At 72.5% G+C, this 13,362-nt stretch carries 12 protein-coding genes and 1 pseudogene; 2 read left to right on the top strand and 11 right to left on the bottom strand.

The window, feature by feature from the left end:
- The first annotated feature begins 122 nt into the window (after positions 1 to 122).
- Entirely contained in the window at positions 123 to 893 is a 771-nt protein-coding gene (pgl, locus tag AB0B63_RS02035; RefSeq protein WP_357013828.1) for a 6-phosphogluconolactonase, read from the top strand.
- 153 nt (positions 894 to 1,046) lie between these two features.
- On the opposite strand, the gene AB0B63_RS02040 is transcribed toward pgl, so the two are convergent.
- The 10 genes and pseudogenes from AB0B63_RS02040 to AB0B63_RS02085 all read right to left on the bottom strand — a co-directional run.
- A complete protein-coding gene (locus AB0B63_RS02040) occupies positions 1,047 to 1,391 on the bottom strand; it encodes an RNA polymerase-binding protein RbpA (RefSeq protein ID WP_208569199.1) in 345 nt (114 codons plus the stop codon).
- Between the two features lie 125 nt (positions 1,392 to 1,516).
- Entirely contained in the window at positions 1,517 to 1,777 is a 261-nt protein-coding gene (secG, locus tag AB0B63_RS02045) for a preprotein translocase subunit SecG (protein ID WP_204959149.1), read from the bottom strand.
- A gap of 95 nt (positions 1,778 to 1,872) precedes the next feature.
- Positions 1,873 to 2,664: a triose-phosphate isomerase gene (tpiA, locus tag AB0B63_RS02050; RefSeq protein ID WP_208569200.1), complete on the bottom strand. Its 792-nt coding sequence runs from the start codon at positions 2,662 to 2,664 to the stop codon at positions 1,873 to 1,875.
- Positions 2,664 to 3,863, bottom strand: a complete 1,200-nt coding sequence (locus tag AB0B63_RS02055; protein WP_357013834.1) for a phosphoglycerate kinase — start codon at positions 3,861 to 3,863, stop codon at positions 2,664 to 2,666. The genes tpiA and AB0B63_RS02055 overlap by 1 nt, the downstream gene beginning before the upstream one ends.
- 52 nt (positions 3,864 to 3,915) lie before the next feature.
- Complete coding sequence (gap, locus tag AB0B63_RS02060; protein ID WP_208569202.1) at positions 3,916 to 4,920, bottom strand: type I glyceraldehyde-3-phosphate dehydrogenase; 1,005 nt, start codon at positions 4,918 to 4,920, stop codon at positions 3,916 to 3,918.
- A gap of 338 nt (positions 4,921 to 5,258) precedes the next feature.
- Complete coding sequence (gene whiA, locus AB0B63_RS02065; protein ID WP_091237335.1) at positions 5,259 to 6,239, bottom strand: DNA-binding protein WhiA; 981 nt, start codon at positions 6,237 to 6,239, stop codon at positions 5,259 to 5,261.
- A 54-nt stretch (positions 6,240 to 6,293) separates the two neighbouring features.
- Positions 6,294 to 7,256 carry a uridine diphosphate-N-acetylglucosamine-binding protein YvcK gene (yvcK, locus tag AB0B63_RS02070; protein WP_208569203.1) on the bottom strand — a complete coding sequence of 321 codons (963 nt, stop codon included), beginning with the start codon at positions 7,254 to 7,256 and terminating at the stop codon, positions 6,294 to 6,296.
- The gene (rapZ, locus tag AB0B63_RS02075) at positions 7,253 to 8,164 is read right to left on the bottom strand and encodes an RNase adapter RapZ (RefSeq protein ID WP_208569204.1); all 912 of its coding nucleotides are present in this window, start codon (positions 8,162 to 8,164) and stop codon (positions 7,253 to 7,255) included. The genes yvcK and rapZ overlap by 4 nt, the downstream gene beginning before the upstream one ends.
- A gap of 514 nt (positions 8,165 to 8,678) precedes the next feature.
- Positions 8,679 to 9,182: a hypothetical protein gene (locus tag AB0B63_RS02080; protein ID WP_208569205.1), complete on the bottom strand. Its 504-nt coding sequence runs from the start codon at positions 9,180 to 9,182 to the stop codon at positions 8,679 to 8,681.
- Positions 9,183 to 9,273: 91 nt separating this feature from the next.
- Positions 9,274 to 9,570: pseudogene (locus tag AB0B63_RS02085) on the bottom strand (DUF397 domain-containing protein); the annotation flags it as partial.
- On the opposite strand from AB0B63_RS02085, the gene recQ reads away from it, so the two are divergent.
- Positions 9,557 to 11,401: a DNA helicase RecQ gene (recQ, locus tag AB0B63_RS02090; protein ID WP_357013839.1), complete on the top strand. Its 1,845-nt coding sequence runs from the start codon at positions 9,557 to 9,559 to the stop codon at positions 11,399 to 11,401. The pseudogene AB0B63_RS02085 and the gene recQ overlap by 14 nt on opposite strands.
- Before the next feature lie 6 nt (positions 11,402 to 11,407).
- On the opposite strand, the gene uvrC is transcribed toward recQ, so the two are convergent.
- Positions 11,408 to 13,357 carry an excinuclease ABC subunit UvrC gene (gene uvrC, locus AB0B63_RS02095; protein ID WP_219463737.1) on the bottom strand — a complete coding sequence of 650 codons (1,950 nt, stop codon included), beginning with the start codon at positions 13,355 to 13,357 and terminating at the stop codon, positions 11,408 to 11,410.
- Between the last annotated feature and the right edge of the window lie 5 nt (positions 13,358 to 13,362).

Raw genomic sequence — 13,362 nt, forward strand, 5'->3', positions numbered from 1 at the left:
GCGGAGTCGACCGGCGGCCCGCACGACGACGAGACCTCCGGTGACACCGGCACCCGGCGGGCCGACCGGTCCCCGCCCCCACGAGCAGGACCGCGCCGAGCGGTCAGGAAAAGAAGGCCAAGATGAGTGAGGCGAGTGTCGCGGTCCACGCCGACGCCGACCTGCTGGCGCAGGCGGTGGCGGCCCGGCTGGTGGTGAAGCTGCTCGACGCGCAGGCGGAGCGGGGTGCGGCGTCGATCGTGTTGACGGGCGGGCGGATCGCCGCGGCGGTGCACCGGGCGGTGCTCACCCTGCCCGCCCACGACGCCGTCGACTGGTCCCGGGTGGATGTCTGGTGGGGCGACGAGCGCTTCCTGCCGGCCGGCGACCCGGACCGCAACGAGACGCAGGCCCGGGCCGCGCTGCTGGATCTGGTGCCGCTGGACCCGGCCCGGGTGCACCCGATGCCGGCCACCGACGGCCCCACCGGCGACGACCCGGAGGCCGGTGCCGCCGCGTACGCCGAGGAGTTGGCGCGGGCGGCCCGGCCCGGTCACGCGGCACTGCCGCACTTCGACGTGCTGATGCTGGGCGTCGGCGAGGACGGGCACGTGGCGTCGGTCTTCCCCGAGCACCCGGTGCACCACGACACCCGACCGGTCAGCGCGGTACGGGGCAGCCCGAAGCCGCCGCCGGTGCGGACCACCCTCACCCTGCCGGCGATCAACACGGCCGAGGAGGTCTGGCTGGTCGCCAGTGGGCCCGACAAGGCGCGGTCGGTGGGGATGGCTCTGGCCGGTGCCGGCCCGAAGCAGGTGCCCGCCGCCGGGGTGCAGGGCGTCTCACGTACCCTCTGGCTGCTCGACCGGGCGGCGGCGGCCGACGTGCCGACCCGGCTGCGCAGCCTGCGCTGAGCCCGGCCGCCCGGCCGCGAGCCGGGTCAGCGCGCCCCCACCGCCGGGGCGGTCACACCCGACCGCAGCGGGCGTCACCGCCGGGCGGTCGCTCCGGTCGAGGTGTCACCGCCGGGGCGGTCACTCCGGGCCGCAGCGTCACCGCCGGGGCGGTCACTCCCGACCGCGTCGGCGGCGCAGCGCGGCCAACGCCTCCGCCAGCAGCGCCTCCCCCTCCTCCGGGGTACGCCGCTCCTTCACGTAGGCCAGGTGGGTCTTGTAGGGCTCGGGACGGGTACGTCCGGGCGGATTCTGGGCGTCCTGGCCGGCGGGCAGGCCGCAGCGCGGACAGTCCCAGACGGCCGGCTCCTCGGCGTCCAACGCCAACCGGATCTCGGTGGCGTGGTCGTTGCGGCACCAGTAGGTGACCGCGCGACGGGGGGCCGGCTCGTAGCGTTCGGTGGGGCGCTCCGGCGCCCCACCGATCCGGGAACCGCGGATGACGTTGCCACTGGGCACACTCGCTCCTGTCGTCGGAGGGGAACCACCGCCTGAGGCGGGCGGTGGGCGACGGTGGCGGAGAAACACAACTGCGCGCGGTCCGTGACGGACCGCGCGCAGATTGTACGACCTGATCGTGTCGCTCAGGACCCGCTGTTGAGCTGGAGCCGGAGCCAGAGGCCGAGCCCGATGATGCAGGCGAACCAGACGATGCTCACCAGGACGGTGTAGCGGTCCAGGTTCTTCTCGGCCACCGACGAGCCGGCCAGGCTGGAGCTGACCCCGCCGCCGAACATGCTCGACAGCCCGCCGCCCTTACCCCGGTGCAGCAGAATGAGCATGGTGAGCAGAACGCTCGTGATGACCAGCAACACGATCAACGTGTATGCGAACCAGATCGGCATGGCTGGGGTCAGTCCTCTCGTTACGATCCTCGCCCGGACAGATCGGGCACGGCGGCACCGACCGGTGGACGGGCGGAGTCAAGAATAGCGAGCGATCAGCGACCCGTGTGCTCCGGGAAGCGGCAGATCTTCGCGAACTCCTCGGCGTCCAGGCTGGCCCCGCCCACGAGCGCCCCGTCCACGTCCGGCTGGGACATGATCGACGCGACGTTGGACGACTTCACCGAGCCGCCGTAGAGGATCCGGACCTGGTCCGCGGTGCCCTGGTCGTAGGTCTCGACCAGCCGCTTGCGGACCTCCCCGCAGACCTCCTGGGCGTCCTCGGGGGTGGCCGTCTTGCCGGTGCCGATCGCCCAGACCGGCTCGTAGGCCACCACGACCTTGGTGACCTGCTCGGCGGTGAGCCCCTTCAGGGCGCCGTCGAGCTGGTCGCAGCAGTGCGGCACGTGCCGCAGCTGCTCGCGGATCTCCAGGCCCTCACCGATGCAGAGGATCGGGGTGAGCCCGTTGGCCAGCGCGGCGGCCACCTTGGCGTTGACGATCGCGTCGTCCTCGTAGTGGTACTGCCGCCGCTCCGAGTGCCCGACCGCCACGTAGGTGCAGCCCAGCTTGGCCAGCATCGCCCCGGAGATGTCCCCGGTGTACGCGCCGGACTGGTACGGCGAGAGGTCCTGCCCGCCGTAGCCGATGAGCAGCTTGTCGCCGTCCACCGCGGTCTGCACGGTGCGCAGGTCGGTGAAGGGCGGCAGGACCACCGTCTCGACGGCGGTGAGCTGCTGCTCGGTGAGGCTCGCGGCCAGCTTCTGCACCAGCAGGTTGGCCTCGAGGTGGTTGAGGTTCATCTTCCAGTTGCCGGCCATCAGCGGCCGGCGGGTGACGCTCGCCATCAGTTCTCCAGGGCCGCGATGCCGGGGAGGGTCTTGCCCTCCAGGTATTCCAAGGAAGCGCCGCCACCCGTGGAGATGTGATTGAAACCGGACTCGTCCAGCCCAAGCGAGCGCACTGCCGCAGCGGAGTCACCGCCACCGACCACGGTGAACGCGTCGGTCTTGGTGATCGCCTCGGCGACACCCCGGGTGCCGTTGGCGAACGCCGGCATCTCGAACACGCCCATCGGGCCGTTCCAGAAGACCGTCTTCGCCTGCGACAGGGCGGCGGTGAAACCGGCCACCGTCTCCGGGCCGATGTCCAGACCGAGCCGGTGGCTGGGGATGCCGTCGGCGGGCACCGTGTCGTGCGCGGCGTCCGGGGCGAAGGCGTCGGCCGCCACCACGTCGACCGGGAGCAGGATCTTGCCCTCGGCGCGGGCCAGGAGGTTGCCGCAGGTCTCGACCATCTCCTGCTCCAGCAGCGAGGTGCCCACCTCGTGGCCCTGGGCCTTGAGGAAGGTGAAGCACATCCCCCCGCCGATGAGCAGCCGGTCGACCTTCGGCAGCAGCGCCTCGATCACGGCCAGCTTGTCGGAGACCTTGGAACCGCCGAGCACCACCACGTACGGGCGCTCCGGCTCGCCGGCCAGCCGGGACAGCACCTCCACCTCACGCAGCACCAGCCGACCCGCGACGTGCGGCAACCGGGCCGGTACGTCGTGGACGCTGGCGTGCTTGCGGTGCACCGCGCCGAACGCGTCGTCCACGTACGCCTCGCCGAACGCGGCGAGCTGGTCGGCGAAGGCCCCCCGCTCGGTGTCGTCCTTGCTGGTCTCCCCCTTGTTGAAACGGAGGTTCTCCAGCAGGGCCACCTGGCCGTCGGCCAGCGCGTCCACGGTGGTGCGGGCGGACTCGCCGACGGTGTCGGTGGCGAAGTGCACAGGCGCGTCGAGCAGCTCACCGAGCCGCCCGGCGACCGGGCGGAGGCTGTACTGCGGGTCCGGGGCACCCTTCGGGCGACCCAGGTGCGAGCAGACCACGACCTTCGCCCCGGCCTGCACGAGCGCGCCCAGGGTGGGCAGGACGGCCCGGATCCGGCCGTCGTCGGTGATCTCCCCGGTCTGCTTGTCGAGTGGGACGTTCAGGTCGGCGCGCACCAGCACGCGCCGACCTGACACCCCCTCGGCGAGCAGGTCGTCGAGGTTGCGGATGCTCACAGAGCTAACTCTCCGTTCGTGACTGCGGGGCTCGCAAGCTCACTCCTCGCACTCACAGCGAGGAACCCACCAGCTTGACCAGGTCGACGAGCCGGTTGGAGTAGCCCCACTCGTTGTCGTACCAGCCGACGACCTTGACCTGGTTGCCGATGACCTTGGTCAGCGGCGCGTCGAAGATGCACGACGCCGGATCGGTGACGATGTCGGACGAGACGATCGGGTCCTCGTTGTAGACCAGGATGCCCTTGAGCGGGCCGTCCGCGGCGGCCTTGATCGCGGCGTTGACCTCGTCCACGGTGGTCTCCCGGCCGACCTCGACGGTCAGGTCGGTGGCCGAGCCGGTCGGGATCGGCACCCGCAGCGCGTAACCGTCCAGCTTGCCCTTGAGCACCGGCAGCACCAGCCCGATCGCCTTGGCGGCACCGGTCGAGGTGGGGACGATGTTCAGCGCGGCGGCGCGGGCACGACGCAGGTCCTTGTGCGGCGCGTCCTGGAGGTTCTGGTCCTGGGTGTACGCGTGGATCGTGGTCATCAGGCCCTTCTCGATGCCGAAGGTGTCCTGGAGGACCTTCGCCATCGGGGCCAGGCAGTTCGTGGTGCACGACGCGTTCGAGATGATGGTGTGCTTGGCCGGGTCGTACTGGTCGTGGTTCACGCCCATGACGACCGTGACGTCCTCGTTCTTCGCCGGGGCGGAGATGATGACCTTCTTGGCCCCACCGTCGATGTGCGCCTTGGCCTTGGTGCCGTCGGTGAAGAAACCGGTGGACTCGATGACGACGTCCGCCCCGGCGTCGCCCCACGCCAGCTTCGACGGGTCCTTCTCGGCGAACGCCTTGATGGTCTTGCCACCGACGGTGATCTCGTCGGCGGTGGCCTTGACCTCGTGCGGCAGACGACCGAGGATGCTGTCGTACTTGAGCAGGTGGGCGAGCGTCGCGTTGTCGGTCAGGTCGTTCACGGCGACGACCTCGATGTCGGCGCCGGACGCCAGCACGGCCCGGAAGAAGTTACGGCCGATGCGGCCGAAGCCGTTGATGCCAACCCGGATGGTCACAGGTCCCATCTCCTCGCGTTCTGGTCCGCCGACGTCAGAACGGGCCGGCGGAGGTGTGTGCGCCGGCCGGTGAGCCGGCCGTTGACGATTCGTCTCGGCCACCCCGCCACGGTCTGGGAGGACCTGACCGCCTGAGGCGGCGTGCACGGCGAGGAGTGCCTGTGCCGGCCCCCTTGCCGTACCTGACGACCCTATCCGAGCGTGCCCCGCCGTGCTGCGGCGGGTGGTGACCCCGTCGGGTCGACGGCACGGCACGCCCCACCCACCCGACCCGGGGCACGTCACGCCCACCGGCCCGTGCCTCGCACGCGCCCGCGGGATGGCGGCCCACCGTCCTATCAGACCACGAGCATGTCCGGCGTGACTGCCGCTTCGGTATCCGGGATGCCCAGGTCACGGGCCCGCTTGTCGGCCAACGCCAGCAGCCGGCGGATCCGCCCGGCGATCGCGTCCTTGGTCAACGGCGGGTCGGCCAGCGCGCCCAACTCCTCCAGCGACGCCTGCCGGTGCTCCAGCCGCAGCTGACCGGCCGAGGTGAGATGGTTCGGCGCGTCGTCGGCGAGGATCTCCAGTGCCCGGGTGACCCGGGCCGCGGCGGCCACCGCCGCCCGCGCCGAGCGGCGCAGGTTGGCGTCGTCGAAGTTCGCCAACCGGTTGGCCGTGGCCCGCACCTCCCGGCGTACCCGACGCTCCTCCCAGGCCAACACGCTGGAGTGCGCGCCGACCCGGGTGAGTAGCGCGGCGATCGCGTCACCGTCCTTGACCACCACCCGGTCCACCCCGCGCACCTCCCGGTTCTTGGCGGTGATGCCGATCCGGCGGGCCGCCCCCACCAGGGCCAACGCGGACTCCGGCCCCGGACAGGTGATCTCCAACGCACTGGAGCGGCCCGGCTCGGTCAACGAGCCGTGCGCCATGAACGCGCCCCGCCAGGCCGCCACCGCGCAGCAGACGTTCGCCGCCACCACGTGCGGCGGCAGGCCGCGTACGGGCCGGCCCCGGACGTCGAGCAGGCCGGTCTGCCGGGCCAGCGCCTCGCCGTCCTTGACCACCCGGACGATGAAGTGGCTGCCCTTACGCAGCCCACCGGAGGCGAGCACGTGGATCTCGCTGGGATAGCCGTAGACCTCGGCGATCTCCCGGCGCAGCCGGCGGGCCACCGCCCCGGTGTCCAGCTCCGCCTCCACCACCACCCGACCGGAGACGATGTGCAGCCCACCGGCGAAGCGCAGCAGCGCCGCCATCTCCGCCCGCCGGCAGCAGGGCTTGGGCACGTCGACCCGGCTCAGCTCGTCCTTGACCGCAGCCGTCATCGCCATTGTGCGCCCCCTCACGGACCGGTACCGGCGTGTCGCCGGTGATTACGTACGTGCTTAACGATCGACGCCCAGGACAGGCACCAGTGCGGCGGCCAGGGCGGCCGGATCGTGACGGGGCGTGCCGTCGTCGACGGCGACCGGGGCGAGGACCAACCGGGCACCAAGCGATTCTGCCGCACGCCCGACCGGTTCGGGGTCACCCACCGCCTTGGAGTCGGCCACCACGTAGTCGACGGTGAGCTGCGGAAGGTACCAACGCAGGGCGGCCAGGTGGTCGGCCACCGAGAGACCCAGGGTCTCCTTCTCGGCGGCCAGGTTGAGGGTGACCAGCCGCCGGGCCGGGCTGGCCACGATCGCCTCGGCCAGCCCCGGCACCAGCAGGTGCGGCAGCACGCTGGTGTACCAGCTGCCCGGTCCGAAGATCAACCAGTCGGCGTCGCCGATCGCGGCCACCGCCTCCGCGCAGGCCACCGGGGCGTCCGGGGTGATCCGCAGCGCCTGCACCGTGCCGGTGGTCACCGCCACCTGGTGCTGGCCGCGCACCGTGCGTACCTCGTCGGGGTGGGCCGGGTCGAGGCCACGCACCCGGGCCTCGATGTCCACCGGCTGGGCGGACATCGGCAGCACCCGGCCGACCGCGCCGAGCATCGCGCCGGCGTGCGCCAGCGCGGCGACCGGGTCGCCGAGCTGCTCCATCAGGCCGCAGAGCACCAGGTTGCCCACCGCGTGACCGGCCAGCCCGTCCCGGGTCTCCCCGGCGAACCGGTGCTGGAACAGCCCGGCGCTACGCCGGGTGGCCGGATGGTCCCCGGCCAACGCGACCAGGGCCTGCCGCAGGTCGCCCGGGGGCAGGCCGCCGCGTTCGGCCCGGAGCCGGCCACTGGAACCGCCGTCGTCGCCGACCGTGACCACGGCGGTGATGTCCAGGTCCAACTCCCCGGCGCAGTGCCGCAGCGCCCGCAGCGAGGCGGACAGTCCGTGCCCCCCGCCGAAGGCGACCACCGACCGCACCGTCACTCCCGCCCCAGGTCCCGGTGCTGCGCATTGGCGGCCAGCCCCGACTGTCGCAGCCGCTCGGCCAGCTCCTCGGCGATCGCCACGCTGCGGTGCTTGCCGCCGGTGCAGCCCACGGCCACCGTCAGGTAACGCTTGCCCTCCCGCTCGAAACCGGCGGTGGTGGCGTTGACCAGCTCGGCGTACGAGGCGACGAAGGCGTCCGCGCCCTCCTGACCGAGCACGTACGCGCTGACCGCCGCCTCCCGACCGGTGTGCTCCCGCAGCTCCGGCACCCAGTACGGATTCGGCAGGAACCGGGCGTCGAGCACGAAATCGGCGTCCGGCGGCAGGCCGTACTTGAAGCCGAACGAGAGCACGGTGAGCCGCAACCGCCGGGCGTCCTCCCCGCCGAACAACTCCTCGACCCGACGGCGGAGCTGGTTGACGTTGAGGTGGCTGGTGTCGATGATCACATCGGCCTGGTCCCGGGCCTCCTCCAGCAGGGCCCGCTCGACGGCGATCCCGTCGGCCAACCGCCCCTCACCCTGCAACGGGTGCGACCGGCGCACGCTCTCGAACCGCCGGATCAGCACCTCGTCGTCGGCGTCGACGAAGACCACCCGGGGCGAGAAGCCACGCTCCTTCAGCTCCCGGATCGCCCCGGCCAGGTCGGTGGAGAACGCCCGCGACCGCACGTCCAGCACCATCGCGGTACGCCGGGCCGCCCCGCCGGCCTTCATCGCCAGCTCGGCCATGTCCAGCATCAGCGCCTGCGGCAGGTTGTCCACCACGTAGTAGCCGACGTTCTCCAGGGCGCGCGCCACCGTGCTGCGGCCACCGCCGGACAGGCCGGTGACCACCACCAGCGTGGTGTCCGACTCCGCCGTGCCGCCCTCGACGTGCCCGCCGGTTGTCCGCGCCTCGCCCATTCCACCACTCCCGGTTCCGTGGCGGCGAGCCCCGATGGGTCCCGTACCGCGCAGGGTCAGTCGACGACTCTATCCCGGTGGGCGGCGTCGATCCCGGCACGCCCGACGGCGGGTCGCCCGGTGGCCGGTCGCCCGGTGCGGTGCGGCCAGTGACGGGGGGACCCGGTGCGGGGTGTCCGGCGGGGGCGGCCAGCAGCGGGTGCCGCAGGGCCGTGCAGCGGGTCGCCCCCAGCAGTACGGAGCGCGACCGTGGCGCGGTGCGCTCGCGGCCCGGCGGGGTCAGCCGGGCGGTCGACCGGCGCGGGGTCCGCCCAGCGTCCGACCGGCGCGGGGTCGGCGCGGCGTTCGACCGGCGAGGTCGCCCGGCGGGGCCGGCGCGGCGTTCGACCGGCATCCGGAGCATTGCCTGGCGCGGAGCGGTATGCCTGTCCGTCATATTTATGCCGGACAGGCATACCGCTCGACGGAAGAAGTGTCACCACCTCCGCACCGCGACGGTGGCGGCACGATCGTCCTAGTCGCCGTCCAGTTCGACGGCGGTGCGGGGCGCGGGCTGGCCGGCCTGCGCCCGTAGCGCGCCCTCCCACACCGGGTCCGTGGCCGCCCACTCGGCGACCAGCGCCGCCAGCCGGCGCGCGGGCAGCCCACGCGCGAGTACGGTCAGCTCCGCGACCCGGGGGTCGACCGCCGGGTCCGACTGCGGGGTGGCCGTCGACGACCACGCGAAGCCCTCGGCCAGGGCGGCGGCGGTGAGGGCCACCGCGTGCGCACACAGGTCGGTCTCGGCGGTGCAGTCGGTCTCGGCGGTGCAGTCGCACTCGGCGGTGAAGCCGTCCGCCGTGACCCCCACCCAGACCTCGTACGGCGGCCGACCCACCTCGTGGACCACCCCGGATGCTCCGCCGCCGACCGGGAGGACCTCCGTCGGTTGGCCGGAGGCCGTCAGCCTGTCCGCCGCTGCGCAGACCTCGGCCCCGGCCGCGTCCCGGAGTGCGTCGATATCGATGCGTACCGCCATCCGGCCATCCAACCGCACGGAGGCGGGGCCCTCGACAGCAGGTCGGGAACCCCCTGCGGGATCGACCGCGCAGGCGGTACCGCAGGCCACCGGAGAACGACGACCAGGTGTCCCGGCCGAAGTGGGGCACCGGCCCGCCCGGGGCGTTGGAGTCCCGCACCGCCAACCCATCGGACGACCCGGCCACCCCGGCACAGTTCGAGCCGCTCGCGCTGCCCCGGCTGAGAAGGGTGCCCGTCCCGCCGGCCGGACCCCCACCGGCTCCGGCGAGGGCACCGACGGGGACGAGGAGTGCCGCCGGAAGCGGTGCGGGTCGGGGCGGGTCCGGGGGCGTCGTGGACGGCGGTGTCGGGGCCGGCTCGTAGACTCCCCGGATGGTCTCCCCCACCGAGTTGCGCGCCTCCGACGCCCTCGACGTGCTCCGCCGGGTCTTCGGCTACGACGCCTTCCGGGGCTTCCAGCAGGAGGTCATCGACCACGTGGTGGCCGGTGGGGACGCCCTGGTGCTGATGCCCACCGGTGGCGGCAAGTCGCTGTGCTACCAGGTCCCGGCCCTGGTCCGCGACGGCGTCGCAGTGGTCGTCTCCCCGCTGATCGCCCTCATGCAGGACCAGGTCGACGCGCTGACGGCGGTCGGCGTCCGCGCCGGTTTCCTCAACTCGACGCAGGACTACGCGGCCCGGCGCACGGTCGAGCAGGCGTTCGTCGCCGGTGAGCTGGACCTGCTCTACCTCGCCCCCGAGGCGCTGGGCACCCGGAGCGTGCAGCAGCTGCTCGACCGGGGTCGGATCGGCCTGTTCGCCATCGACGAGGCGCACTGCGTGTCCCAGTGGGGGCACGACTTCCGCCCCGACTACCTGGCCCTGTCGATGCTGCACGAGCGGTGGCCGGCGGTGCCCCGGATCGCGTTGACCGCGACCGCCACCAGCGCCACCCGGGCCGAGATCGCCACCCGGCTCCAGCTCACCGAGGCGAAACACTTCGTGGCGAGCTTCGACCGGCCCAACATCCAGTACCGGATCGTGCCCAAGAAAGAGCCGCGCAAGCAGTTGCTGGCCCTGCTGCGCGACGAGCATCCGGGTGACGCCGGCATCGTCTACTGCCTGTCCCGGGCGTCGGTGGACAAGACGGCCGAGTTCCTGGTCGCCAACGGGGTCGCCGCGCTGCCCTACCACGCCGGCCTGGACTCGGGCACCCGCGCCGCCAACCAACAGCGTTTCCTGCGCGAGGACGGCCTGGTCATGGTCGCCACGATCGCGTTCGGGATGGGCATCGACAAACCGGACGTCCGCTTCGTGGCCCACCTCGACCTGCCGAAGTCGGTCGAGGGCTACTACCAGGAGACCGGGCGGGCCGGCCGGGACGGGTTGCCGTCGACCGCCTGGCTCGCCTACGGCCTCCAGGACGTGGTGCAGCAGCGCAAGATGATCGAGACGTCGGACGGCGACCTGGCGCACCGGCGTAACCTCGCCACCCACCTGGACGCCATGCTGGCGCTCTGCGAGACGGTCCGCTGTCGCCGGGTACAGCTGCTCGAATACTTCGGCCAGCCCGGCACGGCCGACTGCGGCAACTGCGACACCTGCCTGACCCCGCCGGAGACCTGGGACGGCACGGTGGCCGCGCAGAAGCTGCTGTCCACCGTCTACCGGCTCGACCGGGAACGCAACCAGCGCTTCGGTGCCGGGCACTGCATCGACATCCTGCTCGGCAAGCAGAACGACAAGATCAGCCAGTACAGCCACGACGCGCTGAGCACCTTCGGCATCGGCACCGAGCTGCGCGAGGCGGAGTGGCGCGGGGTGGTCCGGCAACTGCTCGCCGAGGGGCTGTTGGCGGTCGAGGGCGACTACGGCACGCTGGCGCTCACCGAGGCCAGCGCGGACGTGCTGGCCCGCCGCCGCACGGTCACCATGCGCCGGGAGCCGGAGAAGGTGGCCTCGACCCGCTCGGCCAAGCCGCGCGGCGCGGCTACCGTGGTCGCCGAGCTGTCCCCGGCGGCCGGGTCGCTGTTCGAGCGGCTGCGCGCCTGGCGGGGAGCCACCGCGAAGGAACAGGGCGTGCCCGCGTACGTGATCTTCCACGACGCGACGCTGCGGCAGATCGCCACCGACTCCCCCACCTCGCTGGCCGAGCTGTCGAGGATCAGCGGCGTCGGCGAGAACAAGCTCGCCAAGTACGGCGAGTCCATCCTCACCGTCCTCGCCGACCAGTCCTGACCGCCGTCAGTCGGCCGGGGTGGGGGCGGTGGTCTTCGGGTCGTCGTCGAGGGCGGCGAGGATCGCCTCGGCGGTGCGGCGGCCCACCCCGGGCACCTCGACGATCTCCTCCACGGTGGCGGCGGAGAGCCGTTTGAGCGAGCCGAAGTGGTGCAGCAACGCCTTGCGGCGGACCTCACCCAGCCCGGGGACGGTGTCCAGGGCCGATTCGGTCATCCGCTTGGAGCGCCGCTGCCGGTGGAAGGTGATGGCGAACCGGTGCGCCTCGTCCCGGGCGCGTTGCAGCAGGTAGAGCCCTTCGGAGGTGCGCGGCAGGATGACCGGGTAGTCGTCGTCGGGCAGCCAGACCTCCTCCAGCCGTTTGGCCAGCCCGCACAGTGCCACGTCGTCGATGCCCAGCTCGGCCAGCGCCTGGGCGGCCGCCGCCACCTGCGGGGCACCGCCGTCGACCACCACCAGCTGCGGCGGGTACGCGAACTTGCGCGGCCGGCCGGTGGTCGGGTCGATGCCGGGGCGGTCGGGGTCGGACGCGGTCTCCTCGCCCAGCTCACCGGTCTCGGCGCGGGCGTCGAGGTAGCGGGCGAAGCGGCGACGCAGCACCTCGGACATCGCCGACAGGTCGTCGGTGGCGCCCCGGACGATGAACCGGCGGTATTCGCTCTTGCGGGGCAGCCCGTCCTCGAAGACGACCATGCTGGCCACCACGTCGGTGCCCTGGATCTGCGAGACGTCGAAGCACTCGATGCGCAGCGGCGAGGTACGCATGCCGAGCGCCTCGCTGATCTCGTCGAGCGCCTTGCCCCGGGTGGTCAGGTCGCCGGCCCGCTTGAGCTTGTGCCGGGCCAGCGCGTCCTTGGCGTTGCGGCCCACCGTCTCCAGCAGGGTCTTCTTGTCGCCGCGCTGGGGCACCCGCAGCGACACCCGGCTGCCCCGGCGGGCGCTGAGCCAGTCGGCGAGCGCGTCGGCGTCACCGGGCAGTTCGGGGACGAGCAACTCCCGGGGGACGTCCGCCTCGCCCTGCTCGCCGCCGTAGACCTGGGTGCAGAAGTGGTGCACCAGGTCGCCGGTGGTCAACTCCTCGGTCTTTTCCACCACCCAGCCGCGTTGGCCGCGCACCCGGCCGTCGCGGACGTGGAAGACCTGCACGGACGCTTCGAGGGGGTCGTCGGCGAAGGCGACCACGTCGGCGTCGGTGCCGTCGCCGAGCACCACGGTCTGCTTCTCCATGGCCCGGCGCAGGGCGGCCACGTCGTCGCGGAGCCGGGCCGCCCGCTCGAACTCCAACTGCTCGCTGGCCTCGGTCATCTCGCGTTCGAGGCGACGAACCATGCTGTCGGTGCGGCCGGCCATGAACTCGCAGAAGTTGTCGACGATGGCCCGGTGCGCGTCGGCGGAGACGGTGCCCACGCAGGGCGCGGAGCACTTGCCGATGTAGCCGAGCAGGCAGGGCCGGCCCACCTGCCCGGCCCGCTTGAACACCCCGGCGGAGCAGGTGCGGGCGGGGAAGACCCGCAGCAGCAGGTCGAGCGTCTCGCGGATCGCCCAGGCGTGCGAGTACGGCCCGAAGTACCGCACGCCCTTACGCTTCGCGCCCCGCATGACCTGCAACCGCGGGTATTCCTCGTCGAGGGTGACCGCCAGGTACGGGTACGACTTGTCGTCGCGGTACCGGACGTTGAACCGGGGGTCGTACTGCTTGATCCAGGTGTATTCGAGCTGGAGCGCCTCGACCTCGGTGCCCACGGTGACCCAGTCGACCGACTCGGCGGTGGTGACCATCTGCCGGGTGCGCTCGTGCAGCCCCCACGGGTCGGCGAAGTAGGAGTTGAGCCTGCTGCGCAGACTCTTGGCCTTGCCGACGTAGATCACCCGGCCGGTGCCGTCGCGGAACCGGTAGACCCCTGGGGATTCGGGGATCGTGCCGGTCGCGGGGCGGTAGGTCGAGGGATCAGCCACGGCAC

Source organism: Micromonospora sp. NPDC049081, assembly GCF_040648835.1.
Taxonomy (GTDB): Bacteria; Actinomycetota; Actinomycetes; order Mycobacteriales; family Micromonosporaceae; genus Micromonospora; species Micromonospora antibiotica.

Excerpts from the sequence above, each read along its gene's own strand:
- pgl (WP_357013828.1), top strand. The coding sequence starts at position 123 with ATGAGTGAGGCGAGTGTCGCGGTCCACGCCGACGCCGACCTGCTGGCG.
- secG (WP_204959149.1), bottom strand. The coding sequence starts at position 1,777 with ATGCCGATCTGGTTCGCATACACGTTGATCGTGTTGCTGGTCATCACG.
- tpiA (WP_208569200.1), bottom strand. The coding sequence starts at position 2,664 with ATGGCGAGCGTCACCCGCCGGCCGCTGATGGCCGGCAACTGGAAGATG.
- whiA (WP_091237335.1), bottom strand. The coding sequence starts at position 6,239 with ATGGCGATGACGGCTGCGGTCAAGGACGAGCTGAGCCGGGTCGACGTG.
- rapZ (WP_208569204.1), bottom strand. The coding sequence starts at position 8,164 with ATGGGCGAGGCGCGGACAACCGGCGGGCACGTCGAGGGCGGCACGGCG.
- AB0B63_RS02080 (WP_208569205.1), bottom strand. The coding sequence starts at position 9,182 with ATGGCGGTACGCATCGATATCGACGCACTCCGGGACGCGGCCGGGGCC.
- recQ (WP_357013839.1), top strand. The coding sequence starts at position 9,557 with ATGGTCTCCCCCACCGAGTTGCGCGCCTCCGACGCCCTCGACGTGCTC.